The organism is Oscillibacter sp. ER4 (assembly GCF_000765235.1).
GTDB classification, from domain to species: Bacteria; Bacillota; Clostridia; order Oscillospirales; family Oscillospiraceae; genus Hominicoprocola; species Hominicoprocola fusiformis.
This window is the reverse complement of sequence record NZ_JPJG01000016.1, coordinates 1-22674: the sequence shown is the minus strand read 5'-3', so window position 1 is coordinate 22674 and position 22674 is coordinate 1. Positions and strand designations below refer to the sequence as shown.

Sequence of the window (22674 nt, the reverse complement as noted above, 5' to 3'; positions counted from 1 at the left end):
TATCTTGAAAGAAAAGCCCCCGGTCAAAACTGTCTTGGAGGTACGCCATGCCGAAGCGAAGCTGGAATTTGAACACCGTCTACATATCCGAGCGCCTGCAGGAGTGCCTGCGCCCGATCTCGCGCTGCGCGCTCACAACCGTGATCGCGCCGATGGGCTACGGCAAGACGACGGCGGTGAACTGGTATCTTTTAGAGCGCGCCAAGCTCGACGAAGCCGCCGTTGTGCGTATCAGCGTGTATTCGGACAATCTGGCCATCTTCTGGAAGAGCGTGCAGGAGGCCTTTTCCCACACGGGGTTCGACTTTCTGCGCGCCTACCCCTGCCCCGACGACGCCGCGGGCGAAAGCCTCCTGACGGACGATCTCTGCCACGCGCTCGCGGGCAAGCGGCCCTGCTATATTTTCATCGACGACTTTCACCTTTTGACCGACAACCGCGTGCCCGCCTTTCTCTGCACGCTGACGAACCGCCTGCCCGAAAACGTTCACCTGATCGTCGCAAGCCGCGACCGCTTCCTGCCCGCGGAGGAGATTCTGCGCCTTGGCGGCAGGCTCTACACCGTGGGCGCCGAGCAGCTGCGCCTCAACCACACGGAGCTCTCGATCTACGCCCACCGCTGCGGCACGGAGCTCTCGGACGCGCAGATTGAATCGCTGCTCTATTCGAGCGAGGGGTGGTTCTCGGCCATTTACTTAAATCTCCGCACGCTGCACGAGCGCGGCGAGCTGCCGAGCCGCAGCTCGGATATCTACGCGATGTTCTCCGCCGCGATGATCGACCCGCTGCCGTCAAAGCGGCGCGAATTTTTGGCCGTCATGAGCCTTGCGGACGAATTCACCGTCGAGATGGCCGAAGCCGTCACCGGCAGCAAAAACGCCGCTACGATCTTACAGACGTTGACCGAGCAGAACGCCTTTGTCAAGTGCCTGCCGGACGGCGTAACGTTCCGCTTCCACCACATGATGAAGGACTGCGCCGAGCGCACGTTCCACACGATGGAGCCGCGGCGGCAGGCAGTTTACCATAATAGATATGGCGAGTGGTACAAAACGCATGGGCAATATCTGCATGCGCTCAAATTCTACTGTCTTGCCAAAAACTACGACGCGGCGCTGCGCGTCATCCAGCGCGACGCGGGCATCCTGCTCACGTCGCTTGGCGCGCAGCAGGTGCTCGACTTCATCGCCCGCTGCCCGGTCGAAACGCTCAAGGAGCACCCGCTTTCGCTCCTCGTTCTGATGCGCAGCATGTTCAACTGGCGGCAGATCCCAAAGATGCTCGAGCTCAAGGAGCTGCTGCTCGCCGCGATCACCGAACACCCCGACTGGCCGGAGAGCGAGCGCGGCGACCTTCTCGGCGAGTGCGACCTCATCATGAGCTTTTTGATGTACAACGACATCTCCGCGATGAGCCGCCTGCACCGCAGCGCAAGCGCGCAGATGTCGCGCCCCGCCATCAGCATCCAGAAAAGCGGGGGCTGGACGTTCGGCTCGCCGTCGGTGCTGATGATGTTTTACCGCGCGTCCGGCGAACTCCAGAGCGAGCTCACCGAGATGGACGAGTGCATGCCGCACTACTATAAGATCACAAACGGCCACGGGCAGGGCGCTGAGACCATCATGCGCGCGGAGGCCGACTTCATGCGCGCCGGCTTTGCCGACGCGCAGATCATGCTCGAGCGCGCCTATGCGCAGATTGACGGCAACGGGCAGGAAAACATGGCCCTGTGCTGCGACTTTCTCGCCTGGCGGCTCTCGCTCTGCACTTCTTTCACGCCGCGCGAGTCCTTTGAGCTGCGGCGCGAGGCGCTGCTGCAGCAGCACAACGTCGCGTGGCTCAACATTCTGCAAAGCTCCTGCGCCTATTACTATGCGCTGCTGGGACTGCCCGAAAAAATTCCCGCGGTCTTCCGCGAGCATCAACTCGCCTCCATCCACTTCCTCGCGCCCGGAAAGCCGATGATGGAGCTTATCGAAAATCAGGTCTACCTCGCCCAGGGCGAATATGCCAAGGTCATTGGCCACAGCGAAGCGCTGCTCGGTATGTGCGAGGCGATGCACTATGCGCTCGTCGCGCTGCACATCCGCCTTCAGACCGCCGCGGCCTACGAAATGCTCGGCAAGCGCGAGACGGCAGACGAACTTTTGATCTCTGCCCTCGCCGCGGCGGAGCCGGACGCGCTCTATCTGCCGTTTGTCGAAAATTACCGCTATCTCAAGACGGCGCTCACGCGCGGCGTGGGTGCGAAATTTGCCGCGTTTGTCCGGACGGTCACACCGCTTGGCGAGGACTTTGTGCGCCGCTGCGGCGAAAAGCGTGCGGAAGGCTCCCATCCCGCCGCCCTCGCGGGCCTCACCGAGCGCGAAAGCGCCATCGCCGCGCTCGTCGCCAAACGCCTGAGCAACCGCGAGATCGCCGAGCAGCTCTTTTTGTCCGAGGGAAGCGTGAAGCAGTACATCAATCAGATCTATTCCAAGCTTCTCATCACAGGCGACGTGCGCACCAAGCGCAAACGGCTCGCCGAGCTCGCCGCGCCGAAGAGCTAAGGCACAGCAAGGACGCAGCACGCCTATTTTGCATTGATATTCCTAAGAAATTATCTAACCTTTGGTTAATACCAACTCTTTCCGATCCACCGTACAATGGCTGTACGGTGGATCTTTTATTTTCCGGAGGGGAGGAATGCCTTTGTACCGAAAATACATCTCAGCCGTCATACCGCTCCCGGACTACATTCTCCGGGTGGATTTCATCTCCGGCAGCCGCCTGCTGCTCGATATGAAGCCGTATCTCGACAAGCTCCGCTTCCGCCCGCTTGCCGATCCCGCGGTGTGGAACAGCGCCATGACGAACGGCATCTTTGTCCGCTTCGACAACGTGGAGCTGAGCCATGACGAAATTCTGTCCATGGCGGAACGGGCGCACTGAGCGCGCCGATTTTTGAAAATTGAGAGGAGATCAACATGAAAAACGCTTGTAAGCACCTTGCCCTTTGCACCCTGACACTGATCCTTTGCCTCGCCCTCGCCGCCTGCGGCAGCGACGACTCCGGCGACTACACAGACTACGGCGACGACTCCAATGTCCCGTCGACGATCGACGGCTTTGTCAAGGAAAGCTACGACAGCTATGATTACAGCGCTTTCGAAGGTTACTATCTGCCCGACAGCGGCACGGACTTCGACTATCTCATCATCGACACCAACGGTTCGCGCTGGCGCATCGGCAGCAACGACGACCTCGCCACCAGCGGCTATTTGCAGTACGACGCGGACTATGACTGCATCTACGCCTACAACGAGCACGACGGCGTCGCCTATCAGTTCTCCGCCGACGGCAGCAGCGTGAACATCTATTCGCTCGGCTCGTTCACCTACGAAATGAGCCTTGAGGAGTTCGACGCGCAGGCCGAAGACTACAACAGCAGCGACAGCTCGGTCGATCTCTCTTACCTTGCGGGCATCTGGTATCTGGACGGTGATCTCGACGCCGACAGCTACATCTACATCGACAGCAGCGGCGGTCTCTGGGGTCTCTACGAGCGCGCGCCCGGCGCGGAGACGACCGAGGTCGACGGCGGCTTTATCTCGGCCCCGACCGATGTAGACGACGTGTACTATGCCGTTTCCACGACGTATCAGGACGTCACCTATGAATTCACGCTTTTTGACACCGATTCCATCGTGTGGGGCGGCGAGAACGACTACTACGAACGCCTTGAGTAAGCCGTTTTGAAAAAGTGAAGAAGGGAGAAAAGAAGATGAAAGCTTTCCATCATTTCCTTGCGGTTCTGCTCTGCCTGAGCCTGACCGCCTGCGGCGACAGCAGCGATGACATCACGGGCGACGACTGGCGCGCGAGCGGCGTGGTCGCCGCCGAGGGCACCATCACGCACGAGGGCGAGGGCAGCGTCAAGGTTCTCGTCACCGTAGGACCCGAGAGCGCGGCGTTCTACCGCGACGAGCCCGAGCAGGAGCTTTTCGACAGCGTGTCCTTCCCCGTGACGGTCGAGGACGCGAACGACGATGGCACAGGCTTTGACATCTCATTCGACGACATCACCGGCGACGGCGAGAGCGACGTCGTCGTGACGTTCCAGCACGCCGACATGAGCACAACGCAGATGGTCTGGTTCTGGGATGCCGACGAGCACTATGTCTTTGAGCCGGATTACTCCTACTTCCACGAAAACGGCGTGCAGACCGACCTGACCGACACGCCCTATTTCTCTGACAACGGCTTACAGATCAACGCTGCGGTCAACACGGGCACTTATCTTCTGGAAAACGGTGTTGCCTGCTACTCCGGCCTTGGCGACGGCTATGAGAGAAATGACTGCTACTGGGAGGTCGTGAAGCACAGCGACCAGTCGCACGACGGCATCCGCGAGATTCAGTTTGACGCCATCTGCTACATTCCCGAGAGCTCCATCCCGTACTTCACCGAGCAGTACATCACCAACACCGACAGCGAGCTCTACGACTACTACACTGGCATGTGGTTCACCGCCGCCACCGCCTACGGCAACAGCCAGCGCGGCGACAACTACTATGTTCATACCGTCAATTATAACGGCAACGAATACCTCATCGAATTCGCCTACTCGACCGACTGGCAGTACAACGTCAGCGATTGGGCGATGGTGCTGACCAAGAGCTACATGGTCTACCTGCCCGACGATTACGACGGGCTGGTCTTCGCCGCCACGCCACAACTCGACAACTATAAGGACTGCGCCAGACGGATGCAGCTTGATAGCATCGCGCCCGAGACGAGCATCATGGACACTGACCTTGTCGACCCCTACAACACGCTGTTTTTCAGCATTTGCTACTAAAAAGGCGGTGAACAGCATGACGCACCGAACGTATCTTCTGCCGCTCGTGCTCGCGCTGCTGCTCCTGCTGAGCCTGACCGCCTGCGGCGACAGCAGCTCTGATGATCCGCAAAGCGGCTATGAGACCGTCATGGACATGGAATTTCTCGACGGGATGTGGAGCATCGACGGCACCTCGAAACTGTACTTTGACAGTGAGGAGGGCTTCTATGCCTACCGCACCGGCTGGGGTCTCGGCGGGCGCGGAGAATTTGAATTGTCCGAGGCGAGCGGCCGGCCGATGATCTTTTTCAACGGCTTTCTCTACAATTTTCTCCTGCGCGACGACGGCGTGCTGCTACCGAACCAGAACGGCGAGGGCAGCGGGCTCACCATCCACCGCCACACCTTCCTCCGCGACGACGAGGCGGAGATCGTCGAGTGGGATAAAAGCAACTGGGACGGCATGTGGCAGAACGCCCTGGGCGAGACCATCGTCATCGACTGGTCCCTCATGCAGTACATCGCCTGCTCACCGGACTATTCCATGAGCGGCACGATGAACGACGAGGGCGAGGGCATGGGCCTCTACCTCTACGACAACGGAACGCGCGCCTACCTCTGCCCCAGCGACGACGGCAATAGCTTCACCCTCTCCGCCGAACGCTTTGGCCGCTACGGGGACGATCAGCACTTTGACGGTGTCTTCTACCGCAACGCCGACTTCTACACCTACACGGACATGGAAAACGCGGAGTTTTACGAAGACGAATACTCCACCTTCTATATCTGGTACTACGACGGTGTGAACCGTTACCTTCTGGGCAACGATTATACCATCGGCGACGACGGCCTTGCCTACCACGACGAAGACGGTCTCGTCTATCCCGCGGGCTGGATCCCCGAAGCGCCGTATGATCCCGCTGACGACTGGGGCGAAAACTGGATGGACACCTGGGATATTTGAAAACGCCATGATAAAGGATGGATGTGAAATGACAGGAAGAGGAAAACTCAGCGACGCCGAGCTTTCGAAAAAGCTCGGGCACTATCAGAAAATGTCGCGCGTCTGGATCCTGGTGGGCCTTTTTGGCGTGTTGAGCGGCACGGTCTCGTACTTTGCCGTGCAGGACACCGCGCTCAAGGCCATCCTGACGGGGGTGCTGTTCTTCGGCGGCGTCTGCTGCGCGGTCTTTTTGGGCGGCAGCGCGCAAAAGAAGCTCCAGGCCCTGATACAGGAGCAGTTTGGAGACTTTTTCCGTGCGGAATGGGAAAAGGCCTTCGGCCCGGATATGCACACACCGGAAATGTGCGTTGACGAGTCGTTTCTCCGGACGTTCCACCTGCTGGACGGTCAGTGGGAGGAATGTACGGTTGAGAATTTCCATGAGGGCGATTATCGCGGCGTGCATTTTTCCGCCGCCAATGTGCGGCTGGACCATGTGTATGAGCGAGGGTGCGGTCACGAAGGCTATGAGACCTGCCACGAGATGGTATTCAAAGGCCTCGTGCTGCGCTGCGAAACGCAGACGCCCGCCCCCTCCCCCGTCCTCGTCAACGCAAGGACGGAGGACAGTCCGCGCGGCGCAGCGACGGGCAATGCGCTGTTTGACCGATGCTTCTGCGTCACAGCAGAGCCGGAGCAGGATGCCCTCTCCCTTCTTGCCCCGCAGTTTATGGAGCTGATGAACGAGTTCAGGCAGCGCGTCGAAGGACAGCTTTTGGGCTTCCGCTGGGAAGGCCGGGTGCTCTCGCTGGCGGTGGAAACAGACTATGGCTTTGCCGCCGTTGCCAGTAATGTAGACCTGCGCGACCTTGACGCCCTGCGCCGCAGCTATTGCGCGTCGCTGCACGCAATGGAGGAAACGCTGGATCTTCTGCTGAAAAACACCGCTCTTTTTGCGGCGCGGGACTGAGAAAGGATGATACGATGGAAAAAAATCAAACAATGACAGACGAACAGCTCGCGCGCGAGCTGCAAAACGGCAAGCGAGGCGGCGGCCGCGGCAAGCTCCTCACGGTGATTGGCTGCGCCGCGACGGCGATCGGTATTTTCACCTCGGTCACGGCGCTGACGGTCATCGGCATCGTCGTCGCGTTGCTGGGGCAGGGCGTTCTGAACAAGCACCAGAAGGCCGCCGGAAAAGCGGTCTTTGAGTCCCTCGTGCCGGAGATCATGAACGCGAATTTTGAAGACGTGCAGCCCATCGGAAAGCAAAACCTTGTGGATATCAAGGGTTCAAACATTCCGCTGCCGTCATACGTCTACGACAGCGCCAGCGGCCGCATCGACTTCACCTACCGCGGCCTTACGTCCGAGCTCTGCACTGTCACGCTGACGGATGTGGACGAATACCGCAACGAAAACAACGACTTGCTGGAGTCCGCCGAGCGCGTGGTCTACAATGGTCAGTGGATGGCCTGTGAGCTCGGCAAAACGTACCCCGCAGACCTCATGTTCTGGCCGCGCGGCAAGCTCGACAAGCTTTTCCGCGCCAAAACGATCAAGACGGACTATGAAGATTTCAACAAGCACTTCAACCTGAGCTGCGATGATGCCGACTGGGTGCTGCGCTTTTTGAATCCCAGCCGCATGGAGCGCATCCTTGCGCTCACCAACACCGCTTTCAGCGATTTTTCCGTCAGCCTGCATTCTGATGGGACATTGTACCTCGCCGTACACAGCGGCCGAGGCTTTTTCGACGTCGGCAAGGGCAAGGAGCCGCCCGACGCGCTGCGCCGCCGCTTCACCCGCGAGCTCAAGTGGTACACCGACATGATCGACGTCTTCCGCCCCGCGGCGGAGTGAAGGAAGGAGCGGTCGTATGCAGCTTTGGGTCGCGATACTGCTGTTTTTTCTGTCCATCGCGGGCGTCGTGCTCTCGACGCGAAAGCTCCGGCAAAAGAGAACGCTTCGCGTCGCCTGCATCGCACTCTGCGCTGTGATCGCCGCGGCCTGCGCGGTCTATATCACGCTGACGGCGATCATGCTCTACGCGGCAAGCACGAAGTGATCTTCTGCACTTCATGCAAAGGAAAAAGCCCATCAGCTCGACGAGCTGATGGGCTTTTGTTCTGTTATTTGGGGTGGAAATTACGCTTTTTTACTTCTTCTCCACCGCGCGGCCGATCAAGTAGCACACCGCGGCGACCACCATGCCATTGATCGAGGCGATGCCCCAGTGCACCAGATTTGCTACCACCGCGCCGAGCACCACGCCGATCACCGCGAACCAGTTGACCGTCTCGCTGACCTCCACGTCCTGATATTTCTCCTTGTTCAGGAAGTAGCCGAGCACCAGAATGATACCCACTGGCGGCAGCGTGCAGTTCAGGATGTTCAGCCAGCCGCAGAAGTTCCAGTACAGCCAGACGGCGAGCACCGTGCCGATGATGCCGGAGACAAGCACCATGGGCTTCTTTTTCTGGCCGAAGATGTTGGCAAGGCCGAGGCCCGCGGAATAGAGCGCGTTGTCGTTCGTCGTCCAGATGTTCAGGCCTAGGACCAGGATGGCGAGATAGAACAGGCCGAGGTTGATCATCACCTCGAAGATGTCGTTGCCGCCCACATAGACCGACGAGACACCGCCGAAGAAGAACATCAGAGAGTTGCCGATGAAGAACGCGATCACCGTTGTGATGGCGCCCACCTTGCCGCTTTTGGCAAAGCGGGAGAAGTTCGGCGTCGCCGTGCCGCCGGAGACGAACGAGCCAACGACCAGTCCCGCGCCGCCGATCACCGTCAGCGTGCCGCTGGACTTGGCAAACTGATCGACGATCGTGCCGTCGCCGCGCATGACGGCGAGGATCATCGCGACCGTACCCAGTACCGCCACCATCGGGACGGCGATATAGCTGACGATCGTGAGCGACTTGATGCCAAAGTAGGCCGAGGCCGTCATGCAGATACCGGCAACGATCACCAGCGCCCACTCCGCCGTCTTGCTGCCGCCCAGCAGCTCGTTGGCGACCGGAATGGCAAACATGGCTATGCCCACGCCGAACCAGCCGATCTGCGTGAACGAGATCATGGCCGAGGGCAGATACGAACCCTTGACGCCAAACGCCTTGCGGGCCAGAAGGTCGAGGCTCATGCCCGTCTCCGCGCCCACATAACCCAAAAGTCCCGTGTACAGGCTCAGGATCACACCGCCGACGATCATCGACACGACGAAGCCCTGAAAATCCAGGCCGTCCGCCAACTGCTGTCCCACCCACATGCTCGCGGAGAAAAAGGTGAAGCCCAGCATGATCATAAACATGGTCACGATGCCGCGTCGGGCGCTTTTCGGCACGATCGCCTCTGCGTAGTCAATATCCACTACCGTCTTTTCATTCTTCATGCGTTCTGTCCTCTCTGATCTATAAATTTTTTAAAGGATATACTTTCTCAGGGTCGTGGTGAACTCATCGATCCGCTGGCGCGCGATCTCCTTCAGCGAGACATCGCGCATGCCCTCCACAAAGCCGCGCTCCTGCTGATAGAGCCAGCGCGTCGTCTTTTTGTCCAGCTTTTCGTAGTGGCAGTCCTTCAGCCAGTCCTCGTAGGAGATCGGCAGCGGATGCCCGAGCTTTTCCTCGAGCAGCGCTTGCTTGTCGATGCTGTCGGCGCGCTCTAAGATGCCGTTCCAGAATTCGAGCACCTCTTCAATATGCTCGTGGATCTCGTAGCGGCGGGCGCCGCCGTCGTAGATCGTGCACTTTTCAAAAAGGGGATTCTGCATCGAGAGCGTCTCGCGACGGAAGGCAGGGGCAATGATGCCGCCTTTCCAGTAGAAGTCGATCAGCGCGCGGTTGATACCGGAAACGCCCCTGTTTCCCTCTTCATAGCAGCTGAAAATGCCCTCGTAATACACCGTGACAAATCCCTCAAAGCCCGGCCAGTACATGCGGATCTCCTGCGTCAGCTTTTCCAGGATCTCGACGCCCTGCGTGCCGCCGATCGTGAAGAGCACGATGTTGCGTAGCTTGGCCCCCTGCTTGCGGTAATAGTCGATCACATAGCGCAGGCAGTTCACAAGCGTCTCGCCGGAGGCGATGATGTCGCCGATCAGCAGCGTGCTGTTCGGCACGGTGGCAAGCTTGCAGTATTTGATCTCAAGGCCCCTCATCTCGCCGTTTTCAAAAACGCGCTCGCTCGACATAAAGCTGATGTCGTGGACGCGGATGTGCTCTTTGTAGCAGCTCTCCTCCAGCGGGTAGTTCAAGGCTCCTCGCAGGATCGAGAGGATATTCGCCGACGTGATTTTCTTTTTCTCCTTCAGGTAGTACATCATCTGCGAGGTCGCCGTCACGAGCGAGGCGTACACCTCGTAGCCCACCACCTCCGGATGGTTCATCAGCTTTCGCGTCTCGGCTTCTGAGACAATGTAATACTCGTTGAGGAAGTGCCCTCCCTCCAGCCGGTAGCAGTCCACGCCCTGATCGCAGAACTCCGGCACGATCTGAACGTCCTTCCAATTTTCGATCATCGCTCTCTCCTCCTAAAAAAAGACCACCTGTCGAATAATCGACAGATGGTCCATATACTAAATATGAAAAACAAAAAGGGAAGCGAAATGACATTTGTTGCGTTTTTTCAGCAGCATAGCAGGTGGCCTCCCTTTTTTCAACTTATGACATTATATGGATAACGTCATATTTTGTCAATACGCATTTTGCAATGCGGCGCAAGCGCCGTTTTCCTATTCCCTGCGTACCCGCAGGGTGCGGACAAAGGGGGCCATTCTCTCACGTGAGAGAATGGCCCTCTTTAGATCCCCCAAGAGAACGCGAGGGGAGTCCCTCTCAACCCCCGACATTGGCAGTCTCGATCTTGAAGAACTGCTCAGCCTGCGGAATCGGGTGCAGTGTACATGGCTTCGCCATGAATCTTCTGCGAGCCGTGGCAACTCGCAACCGCGCCTTACTATCGTGAGGCGCGAGTGACGTTCCCTCGGCGGCAGACTGCGTGCGGAACGCGGCATTGCTGCGCTCGCCGCATTGATGAGTGCTCCGGTAGACGGAAATTAGTCTGCACTACTACGAGACAGGCAGAGCGGCAGCGGATAGTAGAAGCAGAGGCAAGTCGTCTTGCAGCTCTAAACGCGGCAACGCCGCGCTATGGGCAGTGCAATCGGCAAGCATCGCACCTCTTCGAGCTGCTCGCTTGCAATGGCGGGGTCAAGGGGCAGAGCCCCTTGCGTTCTCTTGGGGGTGTAAGGGGGATATTCTCTCACGTGAGAGAATATCCCCCTTAACCGCTCCCCTGCGCGGCGCAGGAGACCCACCCCGCAGTGGTTTTGCAAAAAATTTCAAAAACCACTTGCAAACCGCCTTTTCCGTGTTATGATGATGACCGAAAAAAAGAACGTGCAGTGCACATGGCAAGAAAGAGTGATCGATTTGTTGGATTTTTTGAAACAGGAGGGGCTGAGTCCCGACCTTTTGGATGGCATTCGTGAATTTAACGCGCAGTATCCGACGCCGCCGGAGCTGCAAAACCGCATCCCGCAGCCGCGGTATCATTATTATGGCAAAGACGTGTGGGAGGCGGCGGTCGCCGCCATTTTGTGCGGGGAAAATCTGCTGCTCGCGGGCAGCAAGGCCACGGGCAAAAACGTGCTGGCGGAAAACCTCGCCCAGGTCTTCGCCCGTCCCGCATGGGACGTGTCGTTCCACGTGAACATGGACGCCGCGAGCCTCATCGGCATGGACACGTTCGAGGGCGGCGAGGTCCGCTTCCGCCCCGGCCCCGTGTACCTTTGCGCAAAGCACGGCGGCTTCGGTGTGCTCGACGAGATCAACATGGCAAAAAATGAGGCGCTTGCTGTACTGCACGCGACGCTCGACTTCCGCCGCGCCATCGATGTTCCCGGCTACGAGCGCGTGGAGGTCGATCCCGCCGCGCGCTTCATCGGCACGATGAACTACGGCTATGCCGGCACACGCGAGCTGAACGAAGCGCTCACGTCGCGCTTTGTCGTCATCCAGATGCCGTCTATCGACCAGGACGGCCTTGTGCGCCTGCTTGGCGACGAATTTCCAACGCTTGAAAAGAAGTACAAAGAGCAGTTTGCGCAGCTATTCCTTGATCTGCAGAAAAAGTGCGAAAACGCAGAAATTTCCGAAAAGGCGCTCGACCTGCGCGGTCTTCTGGATGCGCTGCGCCTCATTCGCCGCGGCATCGGCGCGAGCCGCGCGCTTGACATGGGCATCACAAATAAGGCGTTCGACGCCTACGAGCAGAGCCTGATCCGCGACGTGATCGCTGCGCGCATCCCCGCAAAGCTTGACCGCAGCCGCCTGTTCACCGACTGACATGGAGACGTCAAGCTATTCCGCCCAGCAGCGCCGCGCCATCAACCTCGTCTGGACGTCGAGCGGGGACTATCAGTTCGAGCCGCAGTTTTTAGCGCTCAAATCAAACGGCGAGCCGGACTTTTACATGAACTGCGTCATCGGCCTTGTGCACAAGTGGTTCGGCGACAAGATGCCAAAGCGTCTCTTTGCCTACTGGGCGGGCGACGCGCGGCAGAACGTTTTCGACGAGCTGTGCTGGCTGGCGCTCGAGAACGCGGCGTATGAAAAGGAACTGCCCGAGCGCCCTGTGCTCGCCGATCTCCGCCGCACGCACGCGGAGGAGTTTTTCGCGTCGGAATACCAGCTCTCGCGGCAGGAGTGGATGGAGAAAAACCAACTTGTCTACGCCGTGCAGTCCGACCGCTGGAAGACGATCCTCGGGCAAAAGCCGCCCATTCTCGCCCCGTGGGAAAAGGGGCTCGCGCAAGCGCTCGCCTGCCCCGGCACGATGAACGCCGCGGAGCTTGAGATCGCCGTGCGCGCGGCGTTTGAAAAATACCTGCAATTCGATGGCACGGTGCATAAAAAAGGCGGGTTCCAGCTGCACTTTGACGACAAGTGGGCACCGCTTCTCACCAAGCTCCTGCCGACCGAGATCGTCCGCACGGACGATCTGACCATCGGCCGCTCCGCCATGCCGGGCGAAAACGGCATGGTCAAGGTCTCGAACGCGCTGCGCGCGCGTCTGCGCTCCAACGAGCACGAAACGGAGGACCGCGGCTACATCGAGCGCTGCTTCGGCCGCAGCATCTATTCGCCCGACAAGCTCACGCGCATCGAGCAGCAGCTCTGCACCGGCAACCACCTGGGCTGCCACCTGTGGTTCACAAGGGGCGCGAGCGCGTCGAACCAGCTCATCAGCGCGGACACGCAGCGTCTTTACGAGCAGGCCGAGGAACAGGCCAGGCTGAACCGCGCCGCCTTCGCACACGACCTCGACCTGCATCAGAGCGCGCTCGCGCGCCTGAGCGAACAAATTCGAAACTGCCTGCTCGTCCACCAGCAGCCCGAGCGCATCCCCGCCCGTCAGGGCTGGCTGGACGGGACCAAGGTCTGGCGCGAACCGGTGCTGCACGACGACCGCGTATTTTTACGCAGCGACGAGGAGAGCCGTCCCGGCTTTGCCGTCGATCTGATGCTCGACGCCTCGGCCTCGCGCCTGCACTGTCAAGAGGCCATCGCCATTCAAGGCTACATTCTGGCCAAGAGTCTTGCCTCCTGCGGCATCCCCGTGCGCGTGACGAGCTTTTGCAGCCTGCGCGGCTACACAGTGCTGCGCATTTTGAAGGATTTTAGCGACAAGAACGGCGAGCGCAATGTCTTCAATTACTTCGCCGCGGGCTGGAACCGCGATGGGCTCGCGCTGCGCGGCGCGGGCGAGCTCATCAAGTCCGCACCCGCGGAAAAGCATCTGCTCATCCTGCTGACCGACGCCTCACCCGACGACAGCCACAAAATTCTGCCGAGCGGCAAAGTCCCGCTCAGCCGCGACTACGACGGGCAGATCGGCGTCGATGACACGGCGGAGGAGGTGCGCGCCCTACGCGCGCAGGGCATCCGCGTCGCGGCCGTCTTCATGGGCGAAAACGCGAGCGTTCCCGCCGCGAACGCCATCTATGGCCGCGACCTTGCGCGCATTCGTCGCATCGACCAGCTCGCCGCCGCGGCGGGCCGGCTCATTCAGGACGAAATTCGCGAACTCAGCAGCTGACAAAAAGGATCCCGAAAGTTGAACTTTCGGGATCCTTTCTTTTATGTCAGGATGTGCGAGAGCGTCTCCATCAGCCGCCCTGCCTCGATGGGCTTGGCAATGTGGGCGTTCATGCCCGCGCGGATGGTTTTTTGCTTGTCCTCTTCAAAGGCGTTGGCCGTCATCGCCACGATGGGCACGTTGGCAGCGTCGCTCGGCAGCGTGCGGATCTGGCGCGTGGCGGCGTAGCCGTCCATCTTCGGCATCTGGATGTCCATGAGCACCAGATCGAATTCGCCCTGCTTCGAGTCCTGCAAACGCTCGACGGCGACGTCGCCGTCGTCCGCGGTATCGACCGTGAAACCCGCGTCCTGCAAAATTGCCTGCGCGATCTCTTGGTTGAGAAGATTGTCCTCAACCAGAAGGACCTTTTTGCCCTCAAAGCAGTACGGCGACGCGGGCGTCTCCTCCTTTTTCACGCGGTAGGGCTGCGAGAGCACGTCGCGCAGCTCGGACATGAACAGCGGCATGGAGAAGAACGCCGTCACACCTGCCTCGCGCGCCTCCTGCTCGATGTCCGCCCAGTCATAGGCCGTTAGAATTCAGATTCTTTAGTTTGATTACTTCATATCTTCTTTTTTATTCCTTGGTTAAATCGAGTTTGAAAATGAGGGAATACCGCAGTACTCCTTTTTTGAGATTCATATACAGGAAAGTCATCACAGCACCCCCCTCCTTAGCATTGAAGGTATACAGATGTATAGTTTTAGAACGCTTCAGAAATATAGAAAAAGCGCCGTCTCGGGATCACTTCCAAGACGGCGCTTTTCTGTTGTGGATCAGAGCGAACACTTCACGGCGAAGCCGCCGCTGAAGAAATAGGTGTTCGTCCAATACCTGTTTGGCTTCGTACGACAATTTTGATACGGTTTCAAAAGGTTTCACAGGGTTTCATTTCTCGGCGGAATGGTTTCACTTTTCCTTGAGGGAAATTTTGACCGCCCCTGGGGTCACCGGTTGTGCCATCTGTCACCGCGTTCCGCGTGGATTCTGGCATGACACGGCTTGCAGAGAGCAATCAGATTCTCCCGCGCGTGTGTACCGCCTTCAGACAGCGGCTTGATGTGGTGAATTTCCTCCGTTTTGACATATCGGCCTTCCTTCAGACACAGTTCGCACAGCGGATGGGCAGCGGCGTAGCTGTCGCGGATGCGTTTCCATGCCCGACCGTACCGGCGCTTGGTTTCCGTGGCGCGGTCATATTTCTCATATCGCTGAGCCTCCAGCTTGGCGTGTTCCTCGCAAAATCTGCCGTCTGTCAGCTTGGGGCAGCCGGGATAGGAGCAGGGGCGCTTTGGTCTTCTTGGCATCTGTTCACCTCCATCCGGGCATGAGAAAAGCCCCACGGGATTGCTCCCATGAGGCTCTCTGCATATGAGAAGCTTCCTGAATAATCGGCGATACATTCCAGAATAAGCTCCTTCTCAAGTCTGTGCGAGTCCGTAAGATAATACAGAGCATCCCTCTTCTTGCATTTGATATATCTGCAATAATCGAGAACTTCATCATCAGAAACTTCCATCTGATTTAATAAAGCCTTGCGGCAATCGTACAACTTCCAGAAATCAGGCGATTTGCAGTCTAAATCTACAAGACCGCGAACAACCCAATGGACAAGTTCTTCATAAGCATGTGCCTTCTGGCTCGCCCGATCGAGGCACTCGTTTTTAGCACCAAACCGTTTAAGAGCAATGAAATATAGCCATTTCTTCGCGTCGGTATAGTCCTGTGAAGCATTGATAAACAATTCCAGATTGCTGTACAAACCAATCTCGTGATTTATGGCGTTGACCCAATCTCCATGTTCCTGCAGGAGAGTAAGAGCATAGGCCCATTGCTCATCTGTACCCATGTCTTTGGTCATCGCTTCGGTGGACTGATCAATACGGCACAAGGCATCATATGGATTCGCTTCCTCGGATATCCTAAATAGTGCATAGGGATATTCCTCAGGATGATGCTTTGTTTTCACATGCAAAGTATCAGCATCTGTAGTTTCAATAAATGCAGGCAAGTTCTGTATTCCTTCAACCCGGTCTTCGTTTGTGACCTGAAGCATCGGGTTTACAAATGTTGTCCAGGTCAATCGTAAACGAGCAGTTGATAAACTCCGGATAGTTTACGCTCAGGCCGTTGAGAATCTTCTCCATCTTATCTCTGTCAATTCCGAAAATCTCCGTCGGGCTTACGCCATCACTGTCAATATCATGATTCAGGAGACGTGTCAATGTGAACTGATAGTAACCATCGCACGCCTCTGCAAACTTATAGAGAGAGTAGAGAACGACAAGAGGCTCCGGGTACTCCCAAGGAGATCTTGTAATAGATACAACCCGATTCTTTTCTTTATATGCGTGTCCCATACCAACTTCGTTGAAAGGCAATTCAACGAACCTACCAAACGAACTCCAGATATCATTTACCCAGCTTTCTTTTGCACCATCCTGTACAAGCAAAGAAAGTGTGTACTCTTTGCTGTAGGTTTCTCCCATATTCATCCGCTTAACAAACCAGTTGATTTGAGGCGTATAAGATAAGTTTGTGAGCATGATGCCCCATGCGGCAGGCTCGTCCAAACCAATCTTATCAATTATTTGAGCAGTCCTGCTAAATCCACCTTCATCAAGCAACTCTGAATCTCTCAGAAAGCGCTTGAAAAAGCTGTACATCTGTGAACCCAGAGAATGCTTCTGATCAAAATCATTTTTGTACTCAAAGTACTGCTTAAACCAGTCAGCTTTTGGAGCGTGATGTGAATAGCAGTTAAGGCTTTTATTTGCAGACATCGATAAACCTCCCTTTGGCATTTCTAAGGACTTATAAACCAAACAGCCCTTTTCAACTTTATGACATTGCGCGCAATGTACACATTGTTCGCTAATCGTTACTTTATCATTTACCATGGAAATGCAACCATTATTATGAAAGCGATGAGGGCAAGCGGGCATTTGCCGAATGGAAAGAGAAAAAAGAAGCTGCGGCGAAAGATTCTACATAAACGAACCGGGAAGATTGCCATGTTCGGCAGTCCTCCCGGTTTTGCGTTTACCAATCTTCAATTTCCTCGATATAAACAATAAATCCGAACCCATCTCCGATTGGATAAAGGTTCGGATTATATTGTTTTGGTGGAGGCGGCGGGAGTCGAACCCGCGTCCGAAAGCACTTTAACAGGACTTTCTCCGGGCGCAGTCAGGATTTAAACATTCCCCCCGCGCAAGGACACCTGACGGACCTTACGCTTTGGTAGAGTCATGATGCGTGGGCAGGTCAACTCTTTCCCGCCTCACGGACGCCACGTTTACGACGCCTTCCCCGGTCCGTGGCCTCTCCGGTTCAGACGGCCGCCTACTTAGGCAGCGAGAGCAACTTCGTTGTTGTTCTTTAATTTATAAGTTACCCGTTTTATAGAGGCCAGGCGCCTCTGCCCGCTTATCCTGCCTCCACACCCCCGTCGAAACCGGTACGCCCCCGTGTGAGCGGCGCACGACAAGTGCGCCGCGAATACGGGAAACCCGTCAGGTATGCGAAAGCAAAAGGAAATGAAATTACATCTTCTCCGGCTCGGGATAGTCAACGCCCTGCGTATCCACGCGGATGGTCTTGATGACCTGTGGCTTTTTCGGCATGTCGTTGTACATGTTGCGGTTCACGCGGGAGATGTCCACAGCGGCCTGCGCATTCTCGGTGATCTTACCAAACGCCGCATACTGACCGTCAAGGTGCGGCGCGTCGGCCACCATGATGAAAAACTGGCTGCCCGCGCTGTCGGGGATCATCGTGCGCGCCATCGAGAGAACGCCCAGCGTGTGCTTAAGATCGTTCTTGAAGCCGTTGGCGGAAAATTCACCCTTGATCTCGTAGCCGGGGCCGCCTGTGCCGTTGCCGTCCGGGTCGCCGCCCTGGATCATAAAGCCGGGGATGACGCGGTGGAACACCACGCCGTCGTAAAAACCGGAGTTTGCCAGCGCGATGAAGTTGTTGACGGTGTTGGGCGCGATCTCTGGATAGAGTTCGCCGCTCATCACCGCGCCGCTTTCCATTTCGATGGTCACGATCGGATTTGCCATAATTTCTCTCCTTATCTCCGCGCTTTCATCGCGCGGTCGATCTCGCGCTTGGCGTCACGCTTGGCGGCGTCCTCGCGCTTGTCGTAGTTTTTCTTACCCTTGCACACACCGACTTCGACCTTCACGCGCGCGTCCTTGAAGTAAACGCTCAGCGGGATCAGCGCGTAGCCGTCCTGCTTGATGAGCGAATAGAGCTTGCCTATCTCGCGCTTGTGCAGAAGGAGCTTCTTCGGCCGGTCGGGGTCATGGTTGAAGATATTGCCCTTGTCGTAGGGCGAAATGTGCATCGACAGCACGTTCGCCTCGCCGTTTTTGACGATGACATAGCTGTCTTTCAGGTTGAGCGTGCCGGCGCGGATGGACTTGACCTCCGTGCCCTTGAGCTCGATGCCCGCCTCGTAGCGGTCTTCGACAAAATAGTCGTGGAACGCCTTGCGGTTCTGCGCCGCGATTTTTATCCCCTTTTTCTCCGCCACGGCACATCGCCTCCTTTGCGCTTCTATGATAGTGTAGCATACTTTTTCGCCCAGCACAAGGGCTGTCACAAAAACGTAACAATTCGAAAAAACGCCGCATTCCGCTCTATTCTGCCCATCCACTTTAATTTATAGTAGAATTCCGCCCGCCGCCGTGCTATAATTTTAGTATCTATCCCATGCTTTGGCGGCGATCCGCCGCACTCAGGAGGCAGTTTTATCATGGATCTGACCGAACGCCAGCTTTCCCGCGAGACGATCTACGAGGGAAAAATTCTGCATATCTACCGCGACGACGTGCTCCTGCCAAACGGCAGAACGAGCGTGCGCGAGGTCGCCGAGCATCCCGGCGGTGTCGCCATCGTCGCTCTTGACGAAAACGACAACGTGCTCACCGTGAAGCAGTACCGCTACGTCTTCTCCCGTGTGCTTGAGGAAATTCCCGCAGGGAAACTGGAACGTGGAGAGGACCCCGATGAGGCCGCGCTGCGTGAGCTGAAGGAGGAAACGGGCGCAACGCCGAAGCGCATGACGAATCTCGGCAAGCTCCTCGTCTCCCCCGGCTGCTACAGCGAGGTGCTGCACCTTTATCTTGCCGAGGGTCTGACCTTCGGTGAGCAGAATCCTGACGAGGACGAGTTTTTAGAGCTTTGCCGCGCGCCGTTTTCCGACATGCTCGCACGCGTCATGCGCGGCGAGATTGAAGATGCGAAGACCGTCTGCGGTATCCTCAAGGTCCACGCCCTGCGCACAGCGCAAAAAGAGAGACAGGAGAAAGAGAACTGATGGAACAGAAGAAGACCGTCCTCATTGTCGAGGACGAGAAAAACATCGTCGATATCATCCGCTTCAACCTCCAGCGTACGGGCTATAACACGCTCGAGGCCTACGACGGCGAGGCGGGCCTTGCCATGGCGCGTGAGAAAAAGCCCGACCTCATTCTTCTCGACGTGATGATGCCCAAAATGATGGGCTTTGACGTCTGCCGCGCGCTGCGCGCCGAGGGCGACAACGTCCCCGTCATCATCCTGACCGCGCGCGAAGAGGAGGAGGACAAGATCTTGGGCCTTGAGATCGGCGCGGACGACTACATCACCAAGCCCTTTTCCATGCGCGAGCTGCTCGCGCGCGTCAAGGCGAACATCCGCCGCACAACGATGCTCTCCGCTCCCGCGGCGGAGGACAACGCCATGAGCGCCGGCGGCGGCATCACCATCAACACCGACAGCTTTCAGGTGCGCAAAAACGGCGTGCCCATCGACCTCACACAGCGCGAGTATGAGCTTTTGACGTTCCTCGCCAGCCACCCCGGCAAGGTCTTCTCCCGCGTCGACCTGATGGAGCAGGTCTGGAACTACGGCTACGTCGGCGACGACGCGCGCACGGTGGACGTCACCGTCCGCCGCCTGCGCGAAAAGATCGAGGACAACCCCGCCGCGCCGGCCTACATCCTCACGCGCCGCGGCGTGGGCTATTATTTCTCCGCGCAGGCGTAAGTTGCGCGCACTTTTCCGGGAAAGGAGTCTCCTGCTATGTTCCGCAGCCTGCATATGAAGCTCGTGATGATCATGCTGCTGCTCGTCACCTCGCTGATGGCGGTGGTGGGCGCGTTTTTGATGACCAGCGTCACGAACTTCTATATTGACGATTTTTACGAGCAGATGAGCGAAGTGTTCGGCGAGTCCAACGCCGCATTCGTGAGCTCACTGCGCGAAGAGGCCGCGCAGGAGGACGGCGCCGCGCGCCTGCAAACGATGCTCGAGGCCTACTCCGGCACACTGAGCATTGACTCGCGCAACCGCAACTACTATGTTCTCGACGGCCGCAGCGGCGAGGTGCTTGCTTCGAGCAACGAGGACGGCCAGCTGCTTGGGCAGACGGAAAATATCCTCACCGCGCGCAACGGCGAGGTCGGCGATCACAGCGACCTTGCCGCAAGCTATATGGATGTTGCCATCCCCATCTCCGGTGGCGACAACAGCTTCATCATCTACATCCGCGACAGTCGCACCACGGTCTCGTCGCTGAACTCTGAGCTGCTGTTCATCATTCTGCAAGCACTGCTCGTCGGTCTTCTCGTCTCGGTGCTTTTGTCGTTCCTGCTCGCCAAGACCATGATCGACCCCATTGAAAAACTGACCGAGGGCGCCGAGCGCATCGCGACCGGCGACTTTGACGAGACGCTCGCCGTCGAATCGACGGACGAGATCGGCGTTCTGACCACCACATTCAACGACATGGCGTCCGTGCTCCACTCCACGCTCGAAGCCGTGGAGAACGAGCGCAACAAGCTCGACACGCTGTTTCTCCACATGAGCGATGGCGTCGTCGCCTACGACGGCAGCGGCAAGCTCATCCACTGCAACCCCGCCGCGTGCGAGCTCTTAGGCCGCACGGCGGACGAGTGCGTGTACAGCGAGCTGTTTGAATCCATCTGCCCGTTTTCCCATGTCATCACCATGCAGCGCAGCGACTATGTTGAGGGCGAGCTCACTGTCGGCGAGCGCAGCGTGGAGCTCTACTTCGCTCCCTTCTCCGATGAGGAGAGCGGCGGCGTTCTCATCGTGCTGCACGATGTGACCGAGCACCGCAAGACCGAGGAGCGCCGCAAGGAATTTGTCGCCAATGTCTCCCACGAGCTCCGCACGCCGCTCACCAATGTCCGCTCCTATGCCGAGACCATCCGCGGGGCGGGCGACGACTTGAGCCGCGAGACGGAAAACGACTTCCTCGATGTCGTCATCAGCGAAACAGACCGCATGACCCACATCGTGCAGGACCTTCTGACGCTCTCGCGCCTTGACTCCGGCCGCAGCGAGATGAATATGGCGCGCTTTCCGTTCTCCGCCGCCATCGACTCCGTGCTCCGCTCGACGGAGCTTGAGGCCCGCCGCCACAAGCACGAGCTCACGCACGACTATACCGAAAATCTCCCGCTCATCATGGGCGATCGCGGCCGCATCGAGCAGGTCATGCTCAACGTCCTCAGCAATGCCGTCAAGTACACGCCCGACGGCGGCCACATCCGTGTCACCGCGGGCAGCGAGGGCGAAACTGTCTGGATGGAGGTCGCGGACGACGGCATCGGCATTCCCGAGGCCGACCGCAGCCGCATTTTCGAGCGCTTCTACCGCGTCGACAAAGCAAGATCGCGCGAATCCGGCGGCACAGGCCTCGGCCTTTCCATCGCGACGGAGATCGTCCAGCGTCACCACGGCTCGCTCACGCTCGTTGACCGCCTCGGCCCCGGCACGACCGTCCGCTTAGAGCTGCCCATCACCCAGCCTATCGGCGGGGAGGATTCCCATGAATAAGAACGCCACGCTCATGAGCCATCTGCAAAACGCCGCGATCGCCGTTTTGACCGTTACCGCCGTGCTGCTTCTGATCCAGACGCCGCTTGTCGGCGACCTTGCGGGCAAGACGCCCTACGAGCTCGCGCAGGACTGGCTCGCGGGCGACACCTCGACCGATACCGCCGTCACCACCGATCTGACCGAGCTCGCGCTCCCCGTGCGCGTGGTGTTCACGAACGAATACGCCCGCTACGGGCTCAGCGCCATCACGACGCTTGACACAGATTTTGAGCTCGCCGGCACGTTTTTCGGCGAGGCGCTTGGCTCTGCTACCACTTATGAAGCGTGCAGCGGTGAAAAGCTGCTCACCGCACTGCACGCGAGCAGCATCTACCTCGATCTGGAGGCCCCCACGCCGCTCGAAGTGCTCAGCCGCATTCTCGGCGTCAACGACGCGCCGGAGTCCTCGCTCCTGCGCGTCACGCGGCTTGTGCTCTGCCCCGCGGAAAACGGCGCAACGCTCTACTTACAGGACGCCAATCAGGGCTTTTTTGTCAGCCGGACGTCGATAAGCAGCGCGACACTGCGCGAAGCGCTTGCCTCGCTCGATGGCAACGGCACAGATTTTGCGTTCTCGCTCTCCGGCGAGTTCTCTCAGCTCTCGCCCTACACGCTCATTTTCAGTGAACCGCCGCAGCGCTACACGCTCTCGGCGAGCAATGCCCTCACCGATCAGGCGGCATTTCTGCGCCTTGCGGAGTTCAACCCCCACACGGAAAGCGGCTACACCGACTCCTCCGGCAGCACCATTATCAAAGAGGTCTACGGCACGCTGCGCCTTGAGCCCGACGGCAGCGTCTTCTATCAGGGCGCGGACGAGGCCGAGGCGGGCTCGATCTACTATGTCTCCGCCGCCTCGATC

General features: G+C 58.1%; 22 protein-coding genes and 1 other RNA gene. 14 read left to right on the top strand and 9 right to left on the bottom strand.

What is annotated here, in order from left to right; all coding sequences use genetic code 11:
• Positions 1-47 precede the first annotated feature (47 nt).
• The 8 genes from NI20_RS0102930 (at position 48) to NI20_RS0102895 (ending at position 7833) form a co-directional block, all read left to right on the top strand.
• Entirely contained in the window at positions 48-2549 is a 2502-nt protein-coding gene (locus NI20_RS0102930; protein ID WP_033119959.1) for a LuxR C-terminal-related transcriptional regulator, read from the top strand.
• Positions 2550-2691: 142 nt separating this feature from the next.
• Entirely contained in the window at positions 2692-2931 is a 240-nt protein-coding gene (locus tag NI20_RS0102925) for a DUF2442 domain-containing protein (RefSeq protein WP_197055345.1), read from the top strand.
• 35 nt (positions 2932-2966) lie between these two features.
• Positions 2967-3728 (top strand): hypothetical protein, encoded by a 762-nt coding sequence (locus NI20_RS0102920; protein WP_033119957.1) that lies wholly within the window; start codon positions 2967-2969, stop codon positions 3726-3728.
• Positions 3729-3763: 35 nt separating this feature from the next.
• Positions 3764-4840 (top strand): hypothetical protein, encoded by a 1077-nt coding sequence (locus NI20_RS0102915; protein WP_033119956.1) that lies wholly within the window; start codon positions 3764-3766, stop codon positions 4838-4840.
• Positions 4841-4856: 16 nt separating this feature from the next.
• Complete coding sequence (locus NI20_RS0102910) at positions 4857-5786, top strand: hypothetical protein (protein ID WP_033119955.1); 930 nt, start codon at positions 4857-4859, stop codon at positions 5784-5786.
• A gap of 28 nt (positions 5787-5814) precedes the next feature.
• A complete protein-coding gene (locus NI20_RS0102905; protein ID WP_033119954.1) occupies positions 5815-6735 on the top strand; it encodes a DUF3137 domain-containing protein in 921 nt (306 codons plus the stop codon).
• A 14-nt stretch (positions 6736-6749) separates the two neighbouring features.
• On the top strand, positions 6750-7628 hold the full coding sequence (locus tag NI20_RS0102900) for a DUF3137 domain-containing protein (protein ID WP_033119953.1): 879 nt from the start codon (positions 6750-6752) through the stop codon (positions 7626-7628).
• 16 nt (positions 7629-7644) lie between these two features.
• Complete coding sequence (locus tag NI20_RS0102895; RefSeq protein WP_033119952.1) at positions 7645-7833, top strand: hypothetical protein; 189 nt, start codon at positions 7645-7647, stop codon at positions 7831-7833.
• Positions 7834-7923: 90 nt separating this feature from the next.
• Here NI20_RS0102895 and codB read toward each other — a convergent pair whose 3' ends face one another.
• Positions 7924-9162 (bottom strand): cytosine permease, encoded by a 1239-nt coding sequence (codB, locus tag NI20_RS0102890; RefSeq protein WP_033119951.1) that lies wholly within the window; start codon positions 9160-9162, stop codon positions 7924-7926.
• Between the two features lie 30 nt (positions 9163-9192).
• The gene (locus NI20_RS0102885; RefSeq protein WP_242842905.1) at positions 9193-10290 is read right to left on the bottom strand and encodes a hypothetical protein; all 1098 of its coding nucleotides are present in this window, start codon (positions 10288-10290) and stop codon (positions 9193-9195) included.
• A 904-nt stretch (positions 10291-11194) separates the two neighbouring features.
• Between NI20_RS0102885 and NI20_RS0102880 the strand changes: the two genes are divergently transcribed.
• Positions 11195-12118, top strand: coding sequence for a MoxR family ATPase (locus NI20_RS0102880; protein WP_081958350.1), 924 nt, complete (start codon positions 11195-11197; stop codon positions 12116-12118).
• 1 nt (position 12119) lies between these two features.
• On the top strand, positions 12120-13871 hold the full coding sequence (locus NI20_RS0102875; RefSeq protein ID WP_033119950.1) for a hypothetical protein: 1752 nt from the start codon (positions 12120-12122) through the stop codon (positions 13869-13871).
• A gap of 41 nt (positions 13872-13912) precedes the next feature.
• Here the strand turns inward: NI20_RS0102875 and NI20_RS0102870 are convergent, their stop codons facing one another.
• The 7 genes from NI20_RS0102870 to smpB form a co-directional block, all read right to left on the bottom strand.
• Positions 13913-14398, bottom strand: a complete 486-nt coding sequence (locus tag NI20_RS0102870) for a response regulator (protein ID WP_033119949.1) — start codon at positions 14396-14398, stop codon at positions 13913-13915.
• 462 nt (positions 14399-14860) lie between these two features.
• Positions 14861-15220: an HNH endonuclease gene (locus NI20_RS0102865; protein ID WP_033119948.1), complete on the bottom strand. Its 360-nt coding sequence runs from the start codon at positions 15218-15220 to the stop codon at positions 14861-14863.
• Complete coding sequence (locus NI20_RS0102860) at positions 15169-15924, bottom strand: hypothetical protein (RefSeq protein ID WP_033119947.1); 756 nt, start codon at positions 15922-15924, stop codon at positions 15169-15171. The genes NI20_RS0102865 and NI20_RS0102860 overlap by 52 nt, the downstream gene beginning before the upstream one ends.
• A 13-nt stretch (positions 15925-15937) precedes the next feature.
• Entirely contained in the window at positions 15938-16696 is a 759-nt protein-coding gene (locus tag NI20_RS15320; RefSeq protein ID WP_033119946.1) for a hypothetical protein, read from the bottom strand.
• Positions 16697-17036: 340 nt separating this feature from the next.
• Positions 17037-17383: a transfer-messenger RNA gene (ssrA, locus tag NI20_RS14430) on the bottom strand.
• A gap of 75 nt (positions 17384-17458) precedes the next feature.
• Positions 17459-17980 (bottom strand): peptidylprolyl isomerase, encoded by a 522-nt coding sequence (locus tag NI20_RS0102850; protein ID WP_033119945.1) that lies wholly within the window; start codon positions 17978-17980, stop codon positions 17459-17461.
• An 11-nt stretch (positions 17981-17991) separates the two neighbouring features.
• A complete protein-coding gene (smpB, locus tag NI20_RS0102845; RefSeq protein ID WP_033119944.1) occupies positions 17992-18456 on the bottom strand; it encodes an SsrA-binding protein SmpB in 465 nt (154 codons plus the stop codon).
• A 222-nt stretch (positions 18457-18678) separates the two neighbouring features.
• Here smpB and NI20_RS0102840 point away from each other — a divergent pair, with 222 nt between their 5' ends.
• The 4 genes from NI20_RS0102840 to NI20_RS0102825 all read left to right on the top strand — a co-directional run.
• The gene (locus tag NI20_RS0102840; protein WP_033119943.1) at positions 18679-19242 is read left to right on the top strand and encodes an NUDIX domain-containing protein; all 564 of its coding nucleotides are present in this window, start codon (positions 18679-18681) and stop codon (positions 19240-19242) included.
• Positions 19242-19952 (top strand): response regulator, encoded by a 711-nt coding sequence (locus NI20_RS0102835; RefSeq protein WP_033119942.1) that lies wholly within the window; start codon positions 19242-19244, stop codon positions 19950-19952. The genes NI20_RS0102840 and NI20_RS0102835 overlap by 1 nt, the downstream gene beginning before the upstream one ends.
• Before the next feature lie 36 nt (positions 19953-19988).
• Complete coding sequence (locus NI20_RS0102830; protein WP_033119941.1) at positions 19989-21770, top strand: ATP-binding protein; 1782 nt, start codon at positions 19989-19991, stop codon at positions 21768-21770.
• Positions 21763-22674, top strand: a 912-nt coding sequence (locus NI20_RS0102825; protein WP_033119940.1) for a hypothetical protein, incomplete at its 3' end; no start/stop codon positions are given. The genes NI20_RS0102830 and NI20_RS0102825, both read left to right, overlap by 8 nt.